Below are 24,149 nucleotides of genomic sequence, written 5' to 3' on the forward strand. Positions count from 1 at the left end.
ATAATAGTATGTACATGGAAGATAAGGAAACCCATATTTTAGTCCGTTTGCAAAATCGTGACCGGGAAGCGTTTCGGTTTCTTTATGAGCGGTATTTCTCTAAAATGGTCTTGTTTGCCGAAAGTTACTTGTATGACGAGGAGGAGGCGAAAGACTTGGTACAGGATTTATTCTTTTATATCTGGGATCACGCGAAGACCTTGCAGGTCGTGACCTCTTTGAAAGCATATCTTTACACCTCTTTGCGGAATCGTTGCTTGAACGTGTTGCGTGACCGTAAAATTCGGGATGAACACAACGATAAGTTGTTTGAGGCGCAGTTGTTTTCCGGAACAGAAGATGTGGTGATAGACGAAGAGGTACAACAACGATTGCAAGAGGCGTTGAACTCTTTGCCGGATCGGTGCAAGGAGATTATTATGTTGAAAGTGGTGGAAGGGAAAAAGAACCGGGAGATAGCCGAGCAATTGGATATTGCCGAAACCACGGTAAAAACACAAGTGCAACGTGCATACCGGATGTTGCGTGAAAAATTGGTGCCGATTCTCTTGTTGATAGAATGGTTACAACAAGGTTAATGTATTTGTACGGGTAAAAACTTTTCGTTAAAATCATTTTTTTTTTTGTACTCCGTTTTTTGTTCCGGTGTGTCTTAGGTATGTAATTGTGATGAGAACTATGACAGACAGGATGCATATAAATTGGGACATTATTGTACGACGGATATTGAATGAATCCTCGGAAGATGAGAACAAGCTGGTTGATGATTGGCTTGCGGAGGATGAAGCGAACCGGGAATATTATCGGAAAGCGAAACATTACTTTGACGTATACTACACGGGAGAGGAAACCCGGGAGGTAGATTCGGAGGGAGCGTGGGATGAATTCGTTGCTTATACCGGAAAATCTTCCCGCAAACTTTTATGGAAGAAAGTCGTCGGATACGCGGCAGCCGTGATTATACTCTTGGGAGTGGGATTCACGTATTGGATGTCGGATAACCGAGTGGAACAGCCGAAGACGGTAGCCGTGAACCAACCCTTGAAGCCGGGTACGATGAAAGCGTTTTTGATATTTAATTCAGGAGAGCATATTGCGTTGACCGATTCGTCCGTGTTGGAACAAGTGGTTGAGGAGTACAAGCAAAAAATGGTAGCTTCTCAAGGTCAAGGTATGCTGCTGGAAAAGGAAGAATATAATACACTTATTATTCCAAGAGGAGGTGAGTACAATTTGGTATTGGCAGATGGGACAAGTGTAAAACTAAATGCCGATTCAAAATTGAGTTTTCCGGATAAATTCATCGGGAAAGAGCGAAGAGTACGACTGGAGGGGGAGGCTTTGTTTCATGTGGCAAAAGACTCGGAGCATCCTTTTATCGTGGAAACGGAAAATGGAGAGATCGAGGTTTTGGGAACGGTGTTTAACGTGAATGCGTATCCTGACGAAGAGTTCGTGCAAACCACGCTGGTAGAGGGGAAGGTGGCATTTCAAGGTGCGGGAATGCTTGATGCTCTGGTGATTACCCCCGGTGAGCAGGTAACTTACGATAAAGAAACCCGGGAAGCGGATGTCGCGAAAGTAGACACGGAAATATACACGGCATGGGCTGAAGGAAAATGGATTATCGAGGGGGAGAGATTGGAAAATATCATGAAACAGCTGGCTCGTTGGTATGATGTAAAAGTTTTTTACCAAAACCCGCAAGTAAAGGATTTGGTCTTCACGGGTGACTTGGAGAAATATAATAACTGCGAAGTTGTATTGAATATCATATCTATGACGACAAACGTGGTTTTTGAAGTAAAGGATAAAACGATAACCGTAAAAATGAAATAAACAAAAAACCGGAAGGTGTTGCGACCACCTGCCGGCTGGAAATGTGTTAATCTTTGTATCAATCTTAACATTAACAAGACAAATGTATGAAAAAAAATCGAAACGAGGGTTACCCCGCTGAGTGGGTATGCCTGAAAAAAATGATTTTAGTGATGAAACTGACGTGTTTTTTGACGGTGCTCTTGCTATTGCAAGTTTCGGCAGCAACTTATTCGCAGAAGCGAGTGAATTTGGATGTCGAGAGTGTGAGTATGTTGGACGTGATTCGGGAATTACGCCAGCAGACGGGTTACAAATTCTTTTTTAACCATAACGAGTTAGAAAAGGTGAAAGATGTTTCCGCGAAGTTCGAGAATGAGGAATTGGAGAAAGTATTGGATGTGATTCTCGGGAAGGTAAATTTGGCTTACCGTATAGAACAAGGTGTGATTATTATTGTGCCGGGCAAAGGAAATGACGAGAAAAAGGAAGTCATACGTATCGTGGGTAAGGTGACGGATGAGAAAAAGTTGCCGCTTCCCGGGGTGACCGTTATCGTGAAAGGTCTGACGTTGGGGACTGCCACCGATGTTAAGGGGCATTTTTCATTAACTTTACCGAAAACCGAGAATATATCGTTGCTTTTCTCATTTATAGGAATGGAAACGCAAGAAGTGAAATACATCGGACAGGATACGCTTCGTGTCGTTATGAAAGAATCTGCGGAACAATTGGATGAGGTGGTCGTGAGAACGGGATATCAGAATATTGATAAACGCAAGTTGACAAGTGCCGTGCAAACCATCAAGATGGATGATATAAGGGTTGCGGGTGTGAACACGATTGACCAAATGTTGGAAGGACGTATTCCCGGTATGATTTTTATGCAGAACTCCGGGCAAGTAGGTGCCGCACCTAAATTGAGGATACGAGGGACTTCGACTGTTCTGGGGAACAGGGAACCGTTGTGGGTGTTGGACGGAGTCGTTTTGACCGATCCGGTGAACGTGGATCCCGCGCAAATCAATGACTTGGATTTCGTGAACCTGTTGGGAAATGCCATCTCTGGGTTGAATCCTAACGATATTGAACAGATTGACGTGTTGAAGGATGCTTCGGCAACGGCTCTTTACGGTGCGAAAGCGGGTAATGGGGTGATTGTAATCACAACGAAAAAAGGAAAGGCAGGGCCTCCCAGTGTCACTTACTCCGGGACGGGTTCTTTCACCCGGCGTCCGCGTTATAGCGATCGGGCGATTTATCTGATGAACTCCAAAGAAAGAGTGGATGTTTCCCGGGAGTTGGTAGAACGGGGTGTGTATTACAACAATGTGGATAGTTGGGTTGGCTACGAGGCGGTGGTACAGGATTATTACAACGGGGTGATCGATTACAAGGAGTATAGCCGGTTAGTCGCGTACTACGAGACCTTGAACACGGACTGGTTCGATATTGTTTGTCAGGATGTATTTTCACATAGCCATACGCTGAGCCTCTCCGGCGGTTCTGCCAATCTCCGTTATTACGCTTCTCTCGGTATGAGTGATGAGAATGGCGCGATAAAAGGCGAGAGTAACAAACGCCATTCGACGACTTTGAACCTGACGGCTAATTACGAGCGTTTCTCGGCACGTTTCCAGCTTCAGGGGAATGTATCGAAACGCGATTACAATCCTTCGGAACTGGGGGTATTGAATTATGCCTATAATATGAGCCGTGCCGTTCCGGCTTTTAATCCCGATGGCTCCCGCTATTTTTACCAACGGATAAGCAGCACGACGCCGGTGTATGATTTCAACGTGTTGAACGAAATGGATAATTCCGGGGATAAGACCAAGGGTAACGCGATTAACATGCAGGCGCATGTCGGTTACAACCTTATCGACGGGTTGAAACTGGAGGGAACCCTCTCTTACGCGGTGAGCAACACGAACCAAGAAATCTATTTCACGGAAGACACCTATTACGTGCATCAACTGCGTGCCGACCAGTCGGAGCGGAATGACTTGTGTCCTGTCGGGGGTGAATTGCGCAAGAGCGAGGTGCGCAGTACGAACTGGATGGCCCGTGTGCAGGCGAATTACACGAGAAATATCGGGCACGAGGGAAAGCATAACGTGAATGGTTCTGCCGGATTGGAGTTGAATTCTCAAAGATATGACGGCTTTAATATCACGCGGCGGGGGTATCATAGAGATCGTGGTAAACTGTTCTCTTCGGTTCCCCAGACTTACACGGGATATTATAACCAGTTTATGGCAAGCGCGAATGCCTTGGGGGTAATCACGGAAAACTTGACAAATTCGGTAGCGTGGTATGCTATGGCAGGGTATGATTACGACAACCGTTACATGGTGAATCTGCATATTCGGGGCGAAGGTTCCAATTTGTTTGGGTCACGGGCGAACGACCGCATGATGCCGATTTGGGCCTTGTCCGGTCGTTGGAACATGAAACAGGATATCTTGAAATCTGTTGATTGGGTGAATGACATGGCATTACGAGGGTCTTTCGGTTACCAGGGAAATATGTTGAGCAACCAGACCCCGAACATGATTATCAAGCAAGGGGTTGATTATACCGGAAAATACGGGGAATACAATTCGAAAGTGGCCTATTACCCGAATCCTGATTTAAGATGGGAGAAGACGGCATCCACGAACTTGACCTTGGATTTCTCGCTTTTGAAAAATAAAATCAACGGTTCGTTCTCCTGGTATTATAAGAAAACGCGTGATGCCTTCTTGACCAAGACGATCTCCGAGATCAACGGGACCAACCAATATGTGGTAAATAGCGGAACGCTCGTGAACAAGGGTATCGAGGTGAGCTTGAATTTTACCCCGATCAACCGTGCCGGGTTGGATGGCGGGAAGCGAGGGTTTGTTTGGCGTATCGATCCCCAGTTGGGACAAGTGTTGAACGAGCTGGTGAACAAGGCGATAAATAACCGGAATAATGTCTTGCGGGACGAAATCGAGTATACCGACATGCTAAAAGGCGACGTGGATATAGCGGGTGAGCCATTGAATACATTCTATTCATACCGCTTTAAAGGTTTGAGCCCAGTAGACGGTTCCCCTGTTTTTTACGGGACGGAAGATGAATTGCAAGAAGAGTTGGGTAAAAAATACAACAACATGGAACGGGAAGATGTCTTTTTGGAAGTGATGGAGCGATCCGGGCGGCGCGAACCTTACTTGCAAGGAGGTATCTCGAATTATTTCGGGTACAGGAACTTCGGTTTATCGTTTAACCTGACTTATAGCTTGGGTAATAAAATCCGTTTGTTGAAACTGTGTACCGAGTACGGGACAACCAATCCCAACCCGTCAAGTAACTTGCGTCGGGAGTTTGTAGATCGTTGGAGAAAACCGGGTGACGAGAATTTTACCAACATCCCCGGGTTGAATACCGTGGCGGGAGCTCATGCCAATCCGTGGTGGAGTAGCGGTCCGAACACGACACACCGTATCGCGTCTAATATTTACGAGATGTACGATAATTCGGATATCCGGGTGGTAAGTGGAAACTATTTGCGTTTGTCGTCGCTTTCTTTCCGTTACAACGTGGATGAACGGTTCTGCAAGAAACTGGGACTCAAGTCCGCTTATATCAATCTGACGGGAACGAACTTGTTCACGATAGCCAATAAGAAATTGCGCGGACAAGATCCTACCCAGTCCGGATCGTCCCCGAACGTGAATCTTTCGGTGCGTCCGACATACTCATGTAATCTTAATATCACTTTCTAAAATTTGAGCGATGAAAAAAGGAGTTTTAATTTATATATTATTCAGTGTACTGGTTTGGGGGCTTGGTGCTTGTGGTGATTTCTTGGAGGAATATTCGCAGAACCAGCGTTACGCGACCACTGCACAGGATTTGGACGAGTTGCTTCGTGGCGAATGTTTCATGCAAACGCCGAATATTAGCTCCAATACTCAGGAGACGATGGGCTTTAGTAGTGGGCTTGGCATGAATTACCCGTGGCTGCACGTGATGGATGATGACGCGGAAGAAGTCGTGGTGGGAGGATTGCCTTCTACTTCAAGTTACCCGCGTAACGTGCTCGGTTCTTTTTACCATTGGGCTTCCGACCCGTTTGTGACGCTGGAGAATGCCCAGTACAGGGATAACGATTGGGAACGGTTTTACAAGAGTATAGGGGTGTTGAACTCCATCATTTACATGGCGGACGAATTCCGTTCAAAAGAAGAGGACCTTGAATTGTTGAACCGGGTGGAAGGCGAAGCGCGTTTCTTGCGGGCAGGTTATTACTTCCTGCTGGTGAATATTTACGGGATGCCTTATAATAAAGTCACCGCGTCCCGGGATGCCGGCGTGCCCTTGAAGATCACGGAACACATAGAGGATAAATATTTTAGCCGTAGTTCGGTGGAAGCGGTGTACGTGCAGATTGTCAAGGATCTTGAGCGTGCTGTCGTTTGTTTGAAAGGGATTACGCCTTCTTCGACATTACGGGTCGGGGAAGTCGCTGCCAACGCGCTGCTGTCAAGAGTGTATCTCTACATGGAAAAATACGAGGAATGTATTGCCGCGGCCGACGAGGTCATGGCGGGTACGTATTCGGTGGTGGATTTAAACGGTTGGACTGCCGGGCAAAACGTGATTTCCTGGACATCCCCCGAAACCATTTTCACGCAAGGTGGGAATGCCGTGGCTGGAACATTCTTGAATTACTCGACGGCCTGGGTACTGCAAAATGGAAGTTACGTGCAACAAAATCAGTCGCTTTCCTATCAGGTGTCCGAGGATTTGTTGGCTTGTTATGCCGATGGGGATTTGCGTAGAACCGCTTTCTTCAAAAACTCTTTGCATGCGTTTATTCCCGATAAATACAAGACTTGGACGAATTATAACGATGAAGATGAAATCGGGGCGGATTTCTTGATTCGTTTGCCGGAAGTGATCTTGAACAAGGCGGAGGCTTTGGCGATGTTGACCCGGGACGGGGATGCGAAAACCGAGTTGGAAAAGTTGCGTTCCAAACGCTTCGCTGCAGCTCCCGCGGTGACGGAAACGGGGGGAGCGTTGATCGATTTCATCCGTGAAGAACGCCGTCGGGAACTTTGTTTCGAGGGGCATCGTTGGTTTGACCTGCGTCGCTATACCGTCAACAGCATACGTCCTCTTCCGGATAATTTCACGATTCGTCACCGGAATAATGCTTACGAAGCAAATTCTCAGACTTGGTACGAGGACGGTTACTACGAGTTGAATGCTTACGCGAAAGACCGTGCGGCTTGGATAATCCCGATCCCGAACTATGCCATCGAATTTAACCGGGGAGAACTTCAGAACGAGATCCGCCCGAATAGAGAACTTCAAAGAAATTGATTATGAGAAAGAATAGATTCCTTTATATGTTATTCTTGTCCGTGCTGTTCATCGCGTGTGACAAGGAAGATGATTTGACGCCTTCCAACTTGGGCAAAGATTGGTTCACGATTGAGGATTCGGATGATCCGGTGGACGGGGCGATTTATCAATTTTACGTGGAAACGGGAATTCCCGTCTTCTATAACGATACGATCGGGCAAGAAACCCGTGTCGACAACTGGGGAAATTCCTATACACACTACGAGGTATTGCAATTCGGCGCATCGGCCCTGGGGGGAACGGCAACGCCAAACCCGTTTTACGCGTATGAGTTGTGTCCCAAGGAGTATGTCGTTGACGGGCTTGAATTTTTGCGGAAAGAAATCGTGCCGCTGTTGCCCGGGAGTATAAAAATTCGCAGTATCCTGTTCTTGAAATCTTTAGCATCCTATAATACGACAATAAGCAATGAGGCCTTCAAGGGATTGAATACCGTGTTGATCTCCCGTGTTCCCGAGTTGAAAACGATGGGTGAGGCGGAACGGTTGAACATGAAAAGTGCGGTACTGAATGCGCTGCTTGCCACGCCGGTTGCCGCTTATACCGAGGAACTGGCCGCGTTTTACCAGACGACTCGCGGTTGCTACGCGCAGGCTGATTTGTATGGTTGTGCCGGTTGGTATTTTTATAATCGGTACGGCTTCTCCGATCCGCGGGCTGTCGGGTTTTTGAAAGATCCGAATCCTTATGATTATGGTAACATGCCCACGGAAACCCAGGATGTCGGCATGTATATAAGCGCAATATTTGCCTTCACGCCGGAAGAGTTTGAAGCGGCCTACGGGGCGTTTGACGCCGTGATGACGAAGTATAGAATCATCGTGTCGGTATTGAAGGAAATAGGAGTGTCAATATAGATTTTTGATTTATTTACAGCGTGTTGCTGTTGCGGGAAGAGCGCATAGCCCTCTTCCCGTGGGCGACACGTGTCTATGACAACGGAAAAGAATGTTTTGTATTGTATAATTTAAATCGACTGAAATGAAGAAAATCTTATTAATTTACGTGGGAATCCTGTGTTCCGTGCTGGCTTTCGGGCAGACGAATTTCAGGAAATTGACCTTGAATGAAGCGTGCGAGAGGGCGAAAGCAGAAGGGAAAATGGTTTTTGTGGACCTTTACACGTCCTGGTGCGGTCCTTGCAAAATGATGGCTGCCGATGTTTTCCCGAACGTGCAGCTGGGCGAGTTTATGAACGAGCGTTTCGTGTGCGTGAAGTATGACACGGGTGCGGAGGATGACGGCAAGGCACTTGCCCAAAAATTCAACGTTCAGGCATACCCGACATTTCTGCTGCTCAACACGGACCAGGGTTTGGAGAATCAAATCGTCGGTGCCACGCTCGATCCATTGGAATTCAAAAAAATGGTGACGGAGGCGATGTCTGCCTCGCTTGCCAACTTGGGAAAGCAATACGCGGGAGGCAACAGGGAAGCTTCTTTCCTGAACCATTATTTGCAGGAGCTCTTGAAAGCCCAGATGATGACGGAGGCACAGGAAGTGCGCGCGGAGTTGTTCAAGGCGCTTCCGGATGCCGGGAAATCGGACAGGCAATACTGGTATATTTACGATAATGAACAACTCTCCCCCGTGGGCTCGGAAGCGATGGATTTCCTGTTCGCGCATTTCGACCAATTCCGCGAAAGCATGGGCGAAGAAAAACTGCTGGAAAGAATTTCGGTGGCTTTTGAGATGAAATTGAGAGATATGCTCCGCGGTCGGGAAAAGATGGACGGGTTGGATAAACTGGTGAAGCAAATGAAGCCGCATCATTTTAATTCCCGCTCGCGTCTTGACGTTTACGTCGCCTTGGCACAGGCACTGCGTGCCGCTTGGGCGGATAAGGAGAACGAGAAAAAAGTAGAGAAACTACTCGTGTTGTGTGAGAAAGAATTTCCGAAAATAGAAGGCAAAAACTTGGTGTGGTTTTATTTCCCCGTGACCATCTATCTCGCGAATGTCGGGACGGAAGAGCAGCGTCAGCGGGTGTTGAAAATACACGAGTACACTTACGAGCACACCGACCACAACCCCTTGCGGGCGGGACTGAGGAATATGCTTGCAGAAACTAAAAAATAGAAATAGAATTAATATTATAAAAAGAAAGAGATGAAAAGAGTATTATCGGTATTTGTGGGACTATTGTGTTCCCTGGCGCTTTTCGCCCAAACGAATTTCCAGGAATTGTCTTTAGAGAAAGCCCGGGAGAAAGCGAAAGCGGAAAATAAACCTGTGTTCTTGGATTGCTACACGTCGTGGTGCGGTCCCTGTAGAATGATGGCGAACGAGGTCTTCACGCAGGAGGCTGCCGGTGACTATTTCAACAAGAACTTCGTCTGCGTGAAGACAGACATGGAGAAAGGCGAAGGTCCGGTCATAGGCAAACAGTATGGGGTCGACGCGTATCCCACCTTCTTGATTATCAATCCCGATGGCAAATTAATGCATAAAATCGTCGGGGCAATGTCGCTCAAGGAGTTGATCGAGAATGTCGAGTGCGGCCTGCAAGCGAACAGCATTGCCGAGTACGAGGCGTCATACCAGGCGGGGAAATTGGATCTGGCGGAACAAATGGCGTACTGGAGATTGCTCTCCATTTCCGGCGAGGTGGTGAAGGCTCAAACCGTGGGCGACGAGCTTTGGGGAAAGCTTTCAGAGAAAGACAAACTAAACTCCACTTATTGGCCATTGTTACGCTCGAGGGCACAATCCGTGGATGGCGAGGAGATGAAGTTCGTTTGCGCCAACCGGGACTATTTCGAGAAAGAAGTGGGGACGGAAGAGGTCGGCAAGTTGATTTACAATTCCTTCATAACAGAATTGAACATGATGATTGTCTACCAGTTGCCCGCCAAGAAGTACGAGAAAATCCCGGCCATTAAAGACTTGCTTGAAAACAACGATGTCCCCCGCAAAGAAGCTCTTTTGAAAATGGCCGAATTGGCTGAAGCCCGGAAAAATTACGACGAGAAAGGTTACTTGGACATCCTTGAGGCCAATTTGAACGTGTGGGAGGATTCGGAAAAAAGAACGATATTCGAGGGGGCTAAATTGTTTATCTCGCTTGCCAACGGCAAAGAACAGACGAGAAGGCTCGGGGAGATCGCTTTACGGGCTCAAGAAGCCGTGAAAGACGAGGTGGTTAAAGAAGGAATTATGAAAATCGGGTTAACATCCAGGAGAATGTCGGGAGATGACGGCGTGTATTGGGAAGATCTGCCATCACTGAAAGACGTTCTGGAACGTGCTTCTCTCGAGGGCAGGTGTGTGTGCCTGTATTTCCATAATGATGGTCAAACCTCCCGGCTCATAAATGAAAAATTATTCTCCCGGAAAGACGTGGGAGATTACATGAACAGGTTCTTTATAAACTATAAGATTCACGTCGGGGAAGGCGAAGGTCCGAAACTTGCCAGAAGGTCCGGCGTCATCGTACCCAACGTGGTTGTCGTGCTCGATAAAGACGGGGATGTACGGCACCGGGTAACTAATCTCATGGACAGCAATTTTATTGAACGGATGAAAGAAACTTTCGACAATAATAAAGCTATCGGGGTACTCGAAACTAGATACAACATGGGGGATCGCAAGCCTGAATTTATGCTGCAGTATTTGACGGCATTGATTAAGATTGCCAGTCCAAAAGCCCCGCTCGTTGCCGTGGAATTATTCGCCGCACTTGATGACGAGCAGAGGGTTTCTCCCGAATTTTGGGTGTTGTATCACCCTCGATTCTCCATGATCAGTTCGGATATGAAGAATTATTTGTTCTCGAATATTCAGGAATTTCGCGAGAAATTAGGTGCCGAGAAAGTGGACGAGCTGGTAACCTACCAGATTAATTCGGACCTAAATCAAGTCCTTTATAATGCGAAAGCGAGAACTTCTGTCGAAGATATAGATAGGACGATACAATTCATCAAACAAAGTAAGTTACAGAATTCGGGACAATTAATTTGTTTGGCAAATATCGTCAAACTGTTTAAGAATAAGGTTTGCAGCGTTAAGGACTACAAGAAAGCAAGCAAAGGCATGAAGCCGGAAGGAATCCCGTTTGCGGATTTATATGCGAATATTCTCGCGATGGAGCCGGGGAGAACGGAAGAGTGGAACGCGTGGGGAAAAGAGATTGTGGATTCTCTTACAGATCCTCAATATATAGAGTGGTATAAAAAATTTCTTAACTTGAAGTAGAAATCGCTTTTCTTCAATTTAATGTCGTGAATAACATATCCGGAGGGTGTGTCAAAACACACCCTCGGGTCTATAAGGTTGAAAAGTCCATAAAGTCGTAAGGTCGGAATCTTACAAATGTTATAGATGATCGCATTGATAATCAATAATCTGTATAATTTTTTGACTTTATAAACTTTCAGAACCGAAGGTTCGACTTTATGGACCTTATGGACCAGGAGGTGTGTTTTGACACACCTCCTTTTTTGTGTTTATAAAATTAGCCTAGCTTGCACGTGATCGGGATTTGGAGAAAATCCCATGTGAACCTAGGGAAATAAGGAGGTAATCCTAAATTAATTTCGGTACAATTTCGGATCAACTTCGGTGCAAAGACCTTCGGGAGCGTTTTTGACACGTGAGTGAAGCACGAGTAAAATGAGAGGAACTCCTTATTCTCCCCTTAAAAGATTGGGTTTTGTGCGTAATTTCATTATTTTTAGCACGAATTTCGGGTTTACTCGTGAGGGAGATAGACTCGGGAATAAGTTGTGTTATATAGTATTTTAACTGTTTGAAAATGATGAAAACTGTTTATATTTTATTGCTTGGAGGTGTATTCTTGGGAAATCCGTTTACTGCTTTTTCTCAGGTAAAAGCCTTAAAAACGTGGTTGGGAAAAGAGGCGGATGCCCGGAAACCATTGGATAAACTGGCTATTTACGAGAAGGCGTTGACCCGGGAGAACGCGAAGGAAATGGCGGATTTATTATTCGAGGAGAAGTTGAAAGAGATCAAGGCGACTTACAAGCGAATGTGGGGATTGAAGTGTTTCAAGCGGGAAGCCTTGCAGATGCCTTTCGATTACAAATTATTCGGCGAGAAACCGGAAGACGGCAGAAGTCTTTATATTTCTATGCATGGCGGGGGAAATGCCCCGGAAGCTTTGAACACGCAACAATGGAAAAATCAAATCCAATTGTACCAACCGGAGGAGGGCGTTTACGTGGCACCCCGGGCACCCTGGGATGACTGGAATATGTGGTTCAAACCGGGCTTGGATGAGTTTTTTGACGCGTTGATACAGACGGCAGTGGTGATGATGGACGTGAACCCGGATAAGGTATATTTGTTGGGATACTCGGCTGGTGGTGACGGCGTGTGGCGTATGGCACCCCGCATGGCAGACCGTTGGGCGGCGGCTTCCATGATGGCGGGACATCCGGGAGAGGCTTCCCAGGTGAATTTGAGGAACGTTCCTTTCATGATCTGGATGGGCGAGAACGATGCCGCTTATGACCGCAATAAACTGGCAGCAGTGAAAGGTTTGGTGATGGATTCGTTACATGCGGCTGACCCGGACGGGTATATTCACGAAACCCATATCGTGAAAGGAAAAGGACACTGGATGGATCAGGAAGACCGTGTTGCCATTCCCTGGATGGCAAAGTTCCGGCGCAATCCCTACCCGACGAAAGTGGTATGGAGGCAGGAGGAGGTGGTGATGCCTTCTCTCTATTGGTTAAGCGTTGACCCGAAGGAGGCAAAGCACGGGATGGTGGCAATAGTGGAAAAAGAGGGAAATACTTTCACGATATTGAAAAACGATTACAAGCGGTTGACAATCCGGTTGAATGATGAATTGATTGACCTCGAGCAACCCGTGAAAATATTTTACAACGGGAATCAGATATTTAACGGTAAGGTGAAAAGAACATTGAAAAACATCGCTCGTTCTATTGACGAAAGAGCGGATAAGCGTATGATTTTTAGTGCCGAACTGACAGTCGTTGATAACGAGAAGGTAGAATAAGAATATTTTTATAGGATGTATTGTTTGTGACATAGAATTTTCGTTTATTGAGTGAAAAGTCATCATTATGTTATTATCTTTTTGTTAGAGAAATAAAGGTTTATCTAATAATGATGAAGTGGTGTAAACGATAGAATTAAGAAAACTTTTGTCAACAAATGTTTTGAATTTATCTGTTGTTGACTTATCGAACTTTGAGAGTGACGATTTGCCAAGAGTTTTGAAACGATTTGTTTCAAGTAGGATTATAATTTCGAGAGTTTTGACGTGTATTGTTGGTTGCGTTTAAGATTGCATCTTGTTATTTATCGAAATGTTAAAAATGAATTGTTCTAGGTATATACTAAAAAGATAAAGAATTAACAAAGAATTAATGTAGAATCCTTTTGAATAACAAAATGAGAAGTTTAAATTTGCTGTTACAAAAATAGTGCGTGTTCTTCAAAGAACTTTTAAGGAAATGATTAAAACAATTAAAGATGAAAAAATTAGGATTAATTATTATTAGTTGCGTCCTTTCGCTGTTTGCCGTCCAAAAGACGTATGCACAAGCGCAGGATAAGTTGTTGCAGCTATTGAAAGAAGAGTTGGCAGCCGATATGCAAGAGCTGCAAAAACAGGAGAATCCTCCTTACCACATGAATTTCCGTGTCATGGATGATCGCACGGTGAGTATCTCCAGTGCTTTCGGGGCTACTATGCGTTCACAGGAACAACACGTGCGTTCTTTAGTACCGCAAATACGTGTAGGGGATGTAAACTTGGATAACTTTAAATATAACGCCATGGGTGCAGAACCAGACCGGAATGGGAATTACCGGATGGCTTACCTGGGATTGGATGACGAGAACGGGTTGGATGCAACTCGCCAGGCTATCTGGTACGAGGTAATTCAACGTTATAATTTCGCCGTGGAAGCTTACCAGCAAGCAAAGACTCAAAGCAAAGTAAGTGTTGCCGACGAGGATAAGGCGCCTTCTTTCTCCGAAGCCCCGGTAGAGAAATATTACGAGGCCCCGATCCCCGCTGAAAAACAAGCGATTGATAAAGAAGCTTGGGAAAAGAAATTAAATGAAGTTTCTGCCGCGTTCAAGAGTGAGCCTTTGTTGCAATCGGGAGATGCCAGCTTGAATTTCCGCGTGTTACGGACTTATTTCGTGAACACGGAAGGTACGGAAGTGGTGCAAAACCGCACGTATGCCCGCATCATTATCAGTGCTTCCATGAAAGCCGATGATGGTATGGAGTTACCGTTGAATATGTCTTATTTTGCTTACGAGTTGAAAGATCTTCCGGGTACGGACGTGATGATCGCAGACGCAAAGAAGATGATCGAACGGTTGAGAGTGTTACGGACAGCCCCGGTGGTTGATCCTTATACGGGTCCGGCTTTGTTGTCAGGTCCTGCAAGTGGTGTTTTCTTCCATGAAATCTTTGGTCACCGTATCGAGGGTCACCGTTTGAAATCAGGTGGACAGACTTTCAAAAAGATGGTGGGCGAGTATGTATTGCCGAAGGAATTCCAAGTATATTGTGACCCGACCTTGCGTAGCTATGCAGGTGAAGAGTTGAACGGATTCTATTTATATGACGACCAAGGTATGAAAGCCCGCCGCGTGGATGTGGTGAAAGACGGTATCTTGAGAGAGTTTTTGATGAGCCGCGTGCCTTTGGATGGGTTCCCTAGCACGAACGGACACGCCCGTACTTCCGGTGGTGGTGATCCTGTATCGCGTCAGTCTAATCTGGTAGTGGAAACAATAGCCCCGAAAACGGAAGCCGAATTGCGCCAGATGCTGATCGAAGAGGCTAAAAAACAAGGGAAAGATTATGGTTATTATTTCAAAGAAGTAACGAGCGGTTTCACGTTGACCGGAGAAGGCGGTAGCTTGAACTCCTTTAACGTGACCCCGTTGGAAGTATTTCGGGTATATGTTGACGGACGCCCCGATGAGTTGGTTCGCGGAGTGGATTTGATCGGTACCCCGCTATCCATGTTCTCTAACATTGTATGTGGTGGCGATACCCCGAGTGTATTCACGGGTGAGTGTGGAGCGGAATCCGGTTGGGTGCCTGTTACGGCAAGTTCCCCGATGATCCTAGTGAACAAGATCGAGACTCAACGTCGTCAGAAATCTACGGATTTACCTCCTATTTTACCGGCACCGGGAAATAATTGAAAATGGAGAATTGAAAATTGAAAATGATGATTTGCGAGAGAGGGGAAGTGAGTCGTAAATCTAAAATTTAAAATCTAAAATTGAAATGAAATATATATTATCGATATTATTGTTTTTCCTGCTTGTTGCGCCGCTTGCCGCACAAAATGACCAAGATCGGGTGATCTTTAAAGCTATGCAGGATGAAATGCAACGGAACAAGGAACAGTTGGTGTTGCCGGGGATGCAGAGACCTTATTATCTTTCTTATACTTTGGGACGTTACCGTAGTTTTGAAGTTCGTGCTTCATTAGGAGGTATTGTAAACGCTTACGAAACGCCTTGGAATTCTCAGGGTGCCGTACAAATGTTTTTGGGTAATGATGACCATAACAATGATTTTATTTACGGGTTCGCGGCTGCACAATTGCCGATGCCGGCGGATATAGATTATGATGTTCTGCGTAGGAATTATTGGATGGGGTCGGATATCATGTATAAATGGTCTTTGCAGGCTGCCAACATGAAAGAATCTTATTTGAAAGCAAACCCGAGAAAACCGGAAGAGGCAGATTTGAAAGATCGTCAACGGGTTGAGCCTGTTACCAGAATCGAGAACGCGAAGAATGCTTACTCGGTGGATCTTCCCTCGTTGGAGAACGTGGCAAAAGAGTTATCCGCGATCTTTAAGGAATACAAGGATATATTCAATTCTTCCGTGACGATTAGCGGTTCGGATATCGAGATTTACAAGATGACGACGGACAGCGTGATTTTGAAAGAACCGATGAGATATACTAATTTGTATGCCTCTGCTTATGTTGTTACGGAGGATGGTATTCGTATTGATGATGCTTATTCTATCTTGGTGGCTCGCCCAGAGGATTTACCTTCTATTGAAGATTTGAAAAAGGGAGTGAAGGCATTTGCCGAAAATTTGATTAAATTGAAAGATGCTCCGGTTATCACGGAATATTATGGTGGTCCGGTTTTATTTGAAGGAGGGGCTTGTTCAACCGTTTTCATGTCTAATTTGTTGAAGAAAGGGGCTCTTTTCGCTTATCGTAAGCCCGACACGGATCAAGTGCAGGCAATGAAAACTTTGAATGACCGCATGGGAATGAAGATTGTAGATTCTCGTTTGACAATCAAGAATTATTCTTCTTTGGATAAGTATAACGGAACTTCTTTGTTAGGGGCTTACACGATTGACGCGGAAGGTGTTGTCCCGCCGAAAGAGGTGACTTTAGTTGAAAACGGTATTTTCATGGGTATGTTGAACGGAAACGTTCCGGCTGTGAAAGCTCCCGAATCAACCGGTAGTTTGCGCTTCTCCCTGTCTTCTCGGAACGGTGCTTTTAATTTGGCTCCCGGAACAATACATATCAAAGCAGACAAGGGAACCAAGCCGGAGAAGATGAAGAGTGCTTTGATTAAAGCTGCCAAAGAGGAAGGTTTGAAATATGCTTATATTGTACGCAGTCTTGCCGGAAAGGCTTCTCGTATCTATCGGGTAGATTTGAAAGACGGAAGTGAGACTCAAGTGCGTTTCGGGGATGTAACCGGATTCACGTTACCTAACTTGAAACGTATGTTAGGAATTTCCAGCAAGGAAAATGTAAGTAACTATATTTTTAATGGTGAAGTGTTGTCTTCTATGATTTATCCCTCTTCTATTTTAGTGGAGAACATCGAAATCAACAAGTCTGACGTGAAGAAAGACAAAGAACAAGTATTGACTTTCCCGTTGCAGAAATAGTCATTACATAAGATATTTAGAACACAGGATATTGGCTCGCTTCACGGCGAGCCAATTTTTTATGGTCTATCGTGAGAATGATTTTTATTTGAACAGGGTTGATTATTTGATTTGCAATTATTATATTTGCAATAATTGAAAATTAGATAATCTGGTAATGAAAGCAAAGATCAGGAATCCATTTGTGATTAGCGGGTATGTTTCTGCTGAATATTTTTGTGACCGGGAGGTTGAGAGCGATGAACTTACACGGGCTTTTTTTAATGAACGTAATATGGTAATTGTGTCTCCACGGCGTATGGGTAAGACCGGGCTGATAGAACATTGTTTTCATTATAAACGAACACAAGAAGAGTTCCACACGTTTTTTATCGATATTTATGCTACTGGTACATTAAAAGAGTTTGTGTTTGCTCTTGGCAAACATATTTTTGAAACGCTCAAGCCTAAGGGGAAGAAATTTGTCGAGCAATTCTTTACCATTATAAGTTCATTGCGTCCGGCGTTTAAGTTGGATACGGTAAGCGGTCAGCCTGTTTTTGATATAGGGATTGGAGATATTAGACAACCGGAGTTGTCTCTCGAAGAGATTTTCAGGTATTTGGAAAAAGCGGATAGACGTTGTATCGTGGCTATTGACGAATTCCAGCAAATCGCTAAATATCCGGAAAGGAATGTAGAAGCCATGTTGCGTACCTATATTCAGAAGTGTAAAAATGCTAATTTTATATTTTCCGGTAGCCAACGACACATGATGCAGAATATGTTTTTTTCAGCATCGCGACCGTTTTACCAGAGTGCGTCTCTTCTAAATCTTGAAGCAATAACGCTGGAACGTTACAAGGCATTTGTTCATTATCATTTTAACAAAGCGGGTAAAAAGATCTCTGACGAATGTATTGAACGGGTATATGACTTGTTGGAAGGTCACACCTGGTATATGCAGGTATTGTTCAATCGTTTTTACGAGCAATTGGAGCGAGGTGAAGATATGACAATAGCACTTGCCGATCAGTTATTGCACTCTACGGTAGAGTCAAACAAGACCGTTTACCAGAGTATGGTGACTATGTTGTCTGAAAGACAAAAAGAGGTATTATTTGCTATGGCTAAAGAAGGTAAAGCCACGGAAATAACTTCAACGGAATTTATCAAGAAACATGGCTTACATTCCCCGAGTTCCGTGCAATCAGCGGTAAAACAATTGCTTGAGAAAGAATTTGTGACCAAGGAAGGTGTATTCTATTATGTTTATGATCGTTTCTTTGGACTTTGGTTAGCAGAAGCTTACGGAACGGGATATAGTCTTTAGCTTCTACGTTTTTAGCACAAAGATGCTTTTACTTGTTTGATGATATATTCTAGTAACTTATTGTTATTTATGGTCGGATGTGAGGGAATTTCGGGGAAGGGAGAGATTTTTTATCGTGGATACTTGCGATTGGTGAGAAAAGTTGTAGTTTTGTGTTGAGAAGGTATAGAAGTGTATATGCGTTAGTCCGGAATGTAAAGTAATAGGATCATGGCGGAATCAGTAAATAGAAAGATTCAGGAGTATAGGTTCGAGCAAATTTTTAAAGAGTTCTCGAAGCCGATGTTTCTTTATGCCTTGAGTTTTGTGACAGCGGAAGAGGAAGCGGAAGATGTGGTGCAGGAAGTGTTCGTGAATTTCTGGAAGGATAAAACATATCAAAAAGTCCGGAATGAGGTCATGAAGACTTATTTATTTCGTTCGGTAAAGAATAATTGCCTGAATCGATTGAAGAAAAAAGATGTGCAGCGCGGTCGATTGGATCTGCTTCGGGAAGAGGTGGTAGAGGAAGAGATGATGAAGTTGAATGATGCATTGATTCAAGAAGTGGAAAGCGAAATAGACCGGCTGCCGGAACAGACCCGGGAAATTATTAGAGGCGTGTTTTTTCGGGAGATGAAATACCAGGAGGTGGCGGATTTGTTGGGAATTTCTATAAATACTGTGAAAACGTTATTGAAAAACGGGATAAAGCATTTGCGGGAGCGTTTTGCCGAACGAATGGATTTGTTTCTTATTATAATGCTGATTAAGTGACATTTGTGTTTTTGGCGTAATTTTTTTTTGTATTTTTCTTTTTTTTGATTCACCCGATTTTCTTTTTTGTTGTCTATACGGGAAAGAAAATAAATCATGGAATCGTGGAATGAATTAGATGAGTGGATTGCCCGGTACAGGCAAGGGGAACTTTCAGAGCGTGATAAGTGTAATTTGCTCCGGTGGCTGGAAGCTTCGCCCGTGCATGAAAAACAGTTTCGGGAGAGGCTACAGATGGAGGTGCGTGTGGATGCTGTCGGAAGATGGAATAAGTTGGACCGTATGCAGGAAAATGTATGGAAGCGTATAACTCCGGTTCTGGAAAGTCGCGGGCGAAGATTGTACGCGTGGGGGAGTGGTGCTGCCGCCGCAATTGCTGTATTGGTTGGGTTGTTTTTCGTGTGGCAGGGACAACGGGTGGATAAAGGTAAAGGGGATACGTTTGCGAGTGTGCTACAAGTGGAAGCCGGATCTGCTAAAGCGATTCTCGTGACTCCCACCGGGGAAAGGGTTGAATTGAGGGAGGGGGAGAATCGACAGGTGGCGGATATTTCTGGTGTCGGGGTGATTCAAGATTCGATCGGGGGAGTGCGTTTCGAGGATAAAGGGATGCCCGGGGAGGGACGATGCGAGAATAACACAATTGTTGTTCCTCGAAAAGGAGAGTATTTTGTAGTGTTGAGTGATGGCACGAAAGTTTGGCTCAATTCGGATTCACGTTTGGAATTTCCGAATCGTTTCTTCGGGGCTTCCCGTGAAGTGAAGTTGGAAGGCGAGGCTTATTTCGAGGTGGTAGCAAATACCGGTAAACCGTTTTACGTGCATGTGGGAGGTGCGAAAGTTCGTGTTCTGGGTACGGCATTTAACGTGATGGCTTACGGGGAAGAGGAACTTACGGAAGTTGCCCTGTTGCGCGGGAAAGTGTGTTTGGATACGGAAAAGGGGGCTTGTATGCTGGAACCGGGCGAGATAGTTTCTTTGGATAGGGAGAGTGGAAAAACGATACTTCGGAAGGGGGATGTACAGTCGATTGTTGATTGGAAAACCGGTAAATTCAATTTCGAGGATATGCCCTTGAAGGAGTTGACCGTGAAATTGTCCCGCTGGTATGGCGTGGCTTTCGTTTTTGGGGATGAGGAGGCAAAGAAATTGCGTTTCTCCGGGGCTGTGACTAAGTACAGAAGTTTGGATTACGTGCTGGGTATGATAGCGAAGACGACAAATGTGGAGTTTGCGGAGAAGGAGGGAAAGGTCGTGATTCGTGTGAAGATATGAAACTTACATGAAGTAAAATATCCCGAACCATGGTGACGCACGATCCGGGATAGGGCTTATTAATAATAATAATATACCTATTTGCAAAAGTATGAAAAAAAAGCGAACGAGGTGGTTTTTCATGCGAGGTTTTGAACCACGAAAATTATTGAGAGTAATGAAACTAAGCGTAATTTTATTATTGGCAAGTATGCATCTGGCGGTTGCCGGTGTTAAGGCTCAAGTGAAGATCACGGTCGAGGCAAAGACTGTGACTTATTTGGAGTTGTTTAGACAGATTAAACAACAGACAGGGTTTACTGTCGTGTATAGTAACAATGAACTGGATAAGTCGAAAATCGTGGAAGCGGGATTCGTGGAAACGGATTTGAAGGTTGTGTTGGGTAAGATTTTGCGAGGGACTCGTTTGACTTACGAGATGATGGATGAGTTTATTGTTTTGAAATTAGCCCCGGAGGAAAAGAAAAAATCGTTGAAAGTTGTGGGGCACGTGACCGACGCAGATAAGTTGCCTCTTCCCGGGGTGACGGTGATGGCGAAAGACCTGAAGTTGGGCACGACGACGGATCATAACGGTTTTTACTCGTTGCTTTTGACGAAGGCGGATGATGTCGTTCTGGTGTTTTCGTTTATGGGGATGAAGACCGTGGAGGTGAAGTACACGGGGCAGGATTCGATTAACGTGGTGCTAGAGGAGGATGTCAAGGCTCTGGATGACGTGGTGATTACCGGTTACGGGACCACGGCGAAGGGTAATTACACGGGAGCCGCTACCACGGTGAAAGTGGCGGATATTATGATGGCGGGAGCTTCTTCTATCGACCAGATGTTGCAGGGTGTGGTGCCGGGAATGTTGGTGCAGTCGGGAACCGGTATGGTGGGTTCTTCTCCCAAGATTCGCGTGAGGGGTACTTCTTCTTTGTTGGGAAGCCAAGAGCCGGTATGGGTGGTTGACGGAGTGGTGCAACGGGATCCCCAGCCGTTTAACTCGGAGGATAACACGAAGTTCTCGGTGGATGCGGATGATATTTCGCAGTTGGCGGGTAATGCCATTTCATGGTTGAATCCCAATGATATTGAAACGATCACGGTTTTGAAGGATGCTTCTGCCACGGCTATTTACGGTTCGGAGGCTGCCAATGGGGTTATCGTTATCACGACGAAGAAGGCAAATGCGGGTAAGGTGTCGGTATCGTACAGCGGGGATTTCTCTATCGGGCAAAGACCTCGTTACGGGTTGTATGACCGGATGAATTCCCAGGAAATGATGGAGTTTTCCAAGCAGATGTACGAGGATCGGGTGGTTTACCCGAGTACGATTCTGGAGATCGGTTACGCGGGATTGTTGAAGTCTTACTTGGATAAAAAGATTTCGAAGGAGCAGTTTGACGAGCGATACAAGAAAATGGCTTCTGAAAATACGGATTGGTTTGATTTGTTGTTCCGCAATTCGTTTAGCCATAAACATAGTTTGAGTATTAGCGGCGGTTCCGAGAAAATTCAAAACAGGACGTCGTTGGGGTACACGGACGAGAAAGGTGAGGCTTGCGGGAACAACGTGGCGTTGTTTACGGCAACTTCCAACACGACGGTGAATTTGATTGACAGTAAGTTGATGGTGAATTTGTTGTTGAAGGGTACCTGGCGGAAAGCGGAAGGTTTTGCATACGACGTGGATCCTTTCAAGTATGCCTATAACACGAGTCGCGTGATTCCGATGTATAACGAGGATGGAAGTTTGTATTATCATGAAAAATGGGCTGATGAGGGAAGTACGGTAATCAATAATAAGTACAATTACTTGTATAACATCCAGAACGAGTTGGATAACACGGGAAGTGAGAACAACACGAAGAGTTGGGGCGCTACCTTGGATTTAAAGTGGAAAATATTGCCGGGTTTGGAATACCAGGGGTTAGTGTCTTATTCTTCCTCGTCGGCTGACGTGAAGAAGTTTGCGACGGAACGTTCTTTTTACGCGTCAACACTTCGGGGGTATGACTTTGAGGCTTACGAGAGTTCTGCCGATGAGTTCGGTTATACCCGTTTGCCTTTCGGGGGATTGCTGGAAACCGGGTTGACGGATGTAACCACGGTCACGGTGCGGAACGCTTTGGTGTATGATCGAATGTTCAAGGATGTGCACCGGATGACGTTGCAGTTGGGTATCGAAACGAATTCTTCTAAAACGAGAGGTTCTACCGCTAAGCGTTACGGTTATTTGAGAGACCGAGGTGAGACTTTCGTGAATCTGCCGTCGACGTACAAAGATAGATGGGGCGATCCGATAGATAATGATTTGGCGCAAGGAGAGGCGACCGTGTTGAATAAGATTGATAACAAGTTGAGTGAGTATATTTCAGCCGTGTACGCTTACGACAATCGTTACGTGTTGAATGTCAGTGCCCGTGTAGATGCTTCCAACCGTTTCGGCCAGGATAAGAACAAGCGTTTCGAGCCCACGTGGTCCGTGGGGGCGAAGTGGAGAGTGGCTTCCGAGAGATTTGCGAAAGAGTTGTGGTGGTTGAATAATTTGGATTTGATCGCTTCTTACGGTTACCAGGGGAACGCGGTGGAATCGGTTTCTCCTTACTTGATTGCGGAGCAAGGGGGCGTGAATGAATATTATAATGATTATCTGTTGAATATAAAATCTTTGCCCTATTCTGACTTGGGTTGGGAAAAGACGAAGACTTACAATTTCGGCGTGGATGCCGCCTTCTTGGATGGACGTTTGAATTTCACGGTGAATTACTTCAAGAAAGTGAGTGATGTGCTTTCTTCCCGTAATCTCCCGCGGGAAAACGGTGTCGAGAAAGCCATCGTGGACGGGGGTGAGATGACGAATACGGGTTACGATTTCGTGATTAATGTGATCCCGGTACGCACGAAAGATTTCACCTGGCAATTGTCGTTGAACACAGCCGTGACGAAAAACAAGGTGAATAAGAATCAACGGGTGAACACGTTGAACGATTACTTGGATGGTAGTGCCGTGGTGAACGGGGAGGCTTTTTCAACTTTCTATTCTTTCAAGTATGCCGGGTTGAACGACGAGGACGGAACGCCTACATTTAAATATATGGATATCGAGAACGGGGAAAGCCCGAGAGATTATCTGGTGAAGTCCGGTAAGTTTACTCCCGATTTTTCAGGTGGTTTGAACATGATGTTCAAGTACCGGAACTGGTCGTTGTATGCGTTGTTCAACGTGCAATGGGGTGGGCATGCTCGTTTGCCGAAGTTGTATGACACGGATAGTAATTACGGGATTCCGACCCCGGAGCAGAATGTATCCCGGGATTTAGCCAAACGTTGGCGGAAACCGGGGGATAAGACGGATATCCCTTCGATTCCAACAAGTAGCGCCTATATCAATCTCCCGATGACAGCCTCGGTAGCGGGTTCGGAAAGACGGTTGTATGATATGTATAATAATTCCGATTTGCGGGTAGCTAACACGGATTTTATCCGTTGCCGTTCGTTGTCGCTGTCTTATGATTTCGAACAGAAGTGGTTATCTCGTATCGGGGCGCAACGATTGTTGCTTAAAGCGAGTATGACGAACCCGTTCATGTGGGTTTCCGATAGCAAATGGAATGGGTTGGATCCGGAGACGGGAGATTGGCCCACGAGAAGGGTTACTTCATTGTCTTTACAAGTGATGTTTTAAGAGATAAG

At 45.4% G+C, this 24,149-nt stretch carries 14 protein-coding genes; all 14 read left to right on the plus strand.

From position 1 onward, the window contains the following. Nucleotides 1-14 precede the first annotated feature (14 nt). The 14 genes from A3CY_RS0115710 to A3CY_RS0115775 all read left to right on the plus strand — a co-directional run bounded on the left by A3CY_RS0115710 (nt 15) and on the right by A3CY_RS0115775 (nt 24,141). Nucleotides 15-578, plus strand: a complete 564-nt coding sequence (locus A3CY_RS0115710) for an RNA polymerase sigma-70 factor (RefSeq protein WP_040371952.1) — start codon at nt 15-17, stop codon at nt 576-578. Nucleotides 579-678: 100 nt separating this feature from the next. Then, a complete protein-coding gene (locus A3CY_RS0115715) occupies nt 679-1,839 on the plus strand; it encodes a FecR family protein (RefSeq protein ID WP_040371926.1) in 1,161 nt (386 codons plus the stop codon). Between the two features lie 86 nt (nt 1,840-1,925). Then, nucleotides 1,926-5,573, plus strand: a complete 3,648-nt coding sequence (locus A3CY_RS0115720; protein WP_018338892.1) for a SusC/RagA family TonB-linked outer membrane protein — start codon at nt 1,926-1,928, stop codon at nt 5,571-5,573. Nucleotides 5,574-5,583: 10 nt separating this feature from the next. Beyond that, a complete protein-coding gene (locus A3CY_RS0115725; protein ID WP_018338893.1) occupies nt 5,584-7,179 on the plus strand; it encodes a RagB/SusD family nutrient uptake outer membrane protein in 1,596 nt (531 codons plus the stop codon). 2 nt (nt 7,180-7,181) lie between these two features. After that, nucleotides 7,182-8,078 (plus strand): hypothetical protein, encoded by an 897-nt coding sequence (locus A3CY_RS0115730; RefSeq protein WP_040371928.1) that lies wholly within the window; start codon nt 7,182-7,184, stop codon nt 8,076-8,078. A 124-nt stretch (nt 8,079-8,202) separates the two neighbouring features. Continuing rightward, on the plus strand, nt 8,203-9,300 hold the full coding sequence (locus A3CY_RS0115735; RefSeq protein ID WP_018338895.1) for a thioredoxin family protein: 1,098 nt from the start codon (nt 8,203-8,205) through the stop codon (nt 9,298-9,300). Between the two features lie 30 nt (nt 9,301-9,330). After that, complete coding sequence (locus A3CY_RS22205) at nt 9,331-11,415, plus strand: thioredoxin family protein (protein ID WP_018338896.1); 2,085 nt, start codon at nt 9,331-9,333, stop codon at nt 11,413-11,415. Nucleotides 11,416-11,974: 559 nt separating this feature from the next. Further along, the gene (locus A3CY_RS0115745; protein ID WP_155828409.1) at nt 11,975-13,207 is read left to right on the plus strand and encodes an alpha/beta hydrolase; all 1,233 of its coding nucleotides are present in this window, start codon (nt 11,975-11,977) and stop codon (nt 13,205-13,207) included. Nucleotides 13,208-13,686: 479 nt separating this feature from the next. After that, on the plus strand, nt 13,687-15,387 hold the full coding sequence (locus A3CY_RS21325; protein ID WP_018338898.1) for a TldD/PmbA family protein: 1,701 nt from the start codon (nt 13,687-13,689) through the stop codon (nt 15,385-15,387). Between the two features lie 85 nt (nt 15,388-15,472). Further along, the gene (locus A3CY_RS0115755; protein WP_018338899.1) at nt 15,473-17,125 is read left to right on the plus strand and encodes a metallopeptidase TldD-related protein; all 1,653 of its coding nucleotides are present in this window, start codon (nt 15,473-15,475) and stop codon (nt 17,123-17,125) included. Between the two features lie 157 nt (nt 17,126-17,282). Further along, nucleotides 17,283-18,437, plus strand: a complete 1,155-nt coding sequence (locus A3CY_RS0115760; RefSeq protein ID WP_018338900.1) for an AAA family ATPase — start codon at nt 17,283-17,285, stop codon at nt 18,435-18,437. 210 nt (nt 18,438-18,647) lie between these two features. Further along, nucleotides 18,648-19,193 (plus strand): RNA polymerase sigma-70 factor, encoded by a 546-nt coding sequence (locus A3CY_RS0115765; RefSeq protein ID WP_018338901.1) that lies wholly within the window; start codon nt 18,648-18,650, stop codon nt 19,191-19,193. A gap of 96 nt (nt 19,194-19,289) precedes the next feature. Then, entirely contained in the window at nt 19,290-20,468 is a 1,179-nt protein-coding gene (locus tag A3CY_RS0115770) for a FecR family protein (RefSeq protein WP_018338902.1), read from the plus strand. A gap of 157 nt (nt 20,469-20,625) precedes the next feature. Beyond that, nucleotides 20,626-24,141, plus strand: coding sequence for a SusC/RagA family TonB-linked outer membrane protein (locus A3CY_RS0115775; protein WP_051082746.1), 3,516 nt, complete (start codon nt 20,626-20,628; stop codon nt 24,139-24,141). The last annotated feature ends 8 nt before the right edge of the window (nt 24,142-24,149 follow it).

It is taken from the genome of Butyricimonas synergistica DSM 23225 (assembly GCF_000379665.1).
Taxonomy (GTDB): domain Bacteria; phylum Bacteroidota; class Bacteroidia; order Bacteroidales; family Marinifilaceae; genus Butyricimonas; species Butyricimonas synergistica.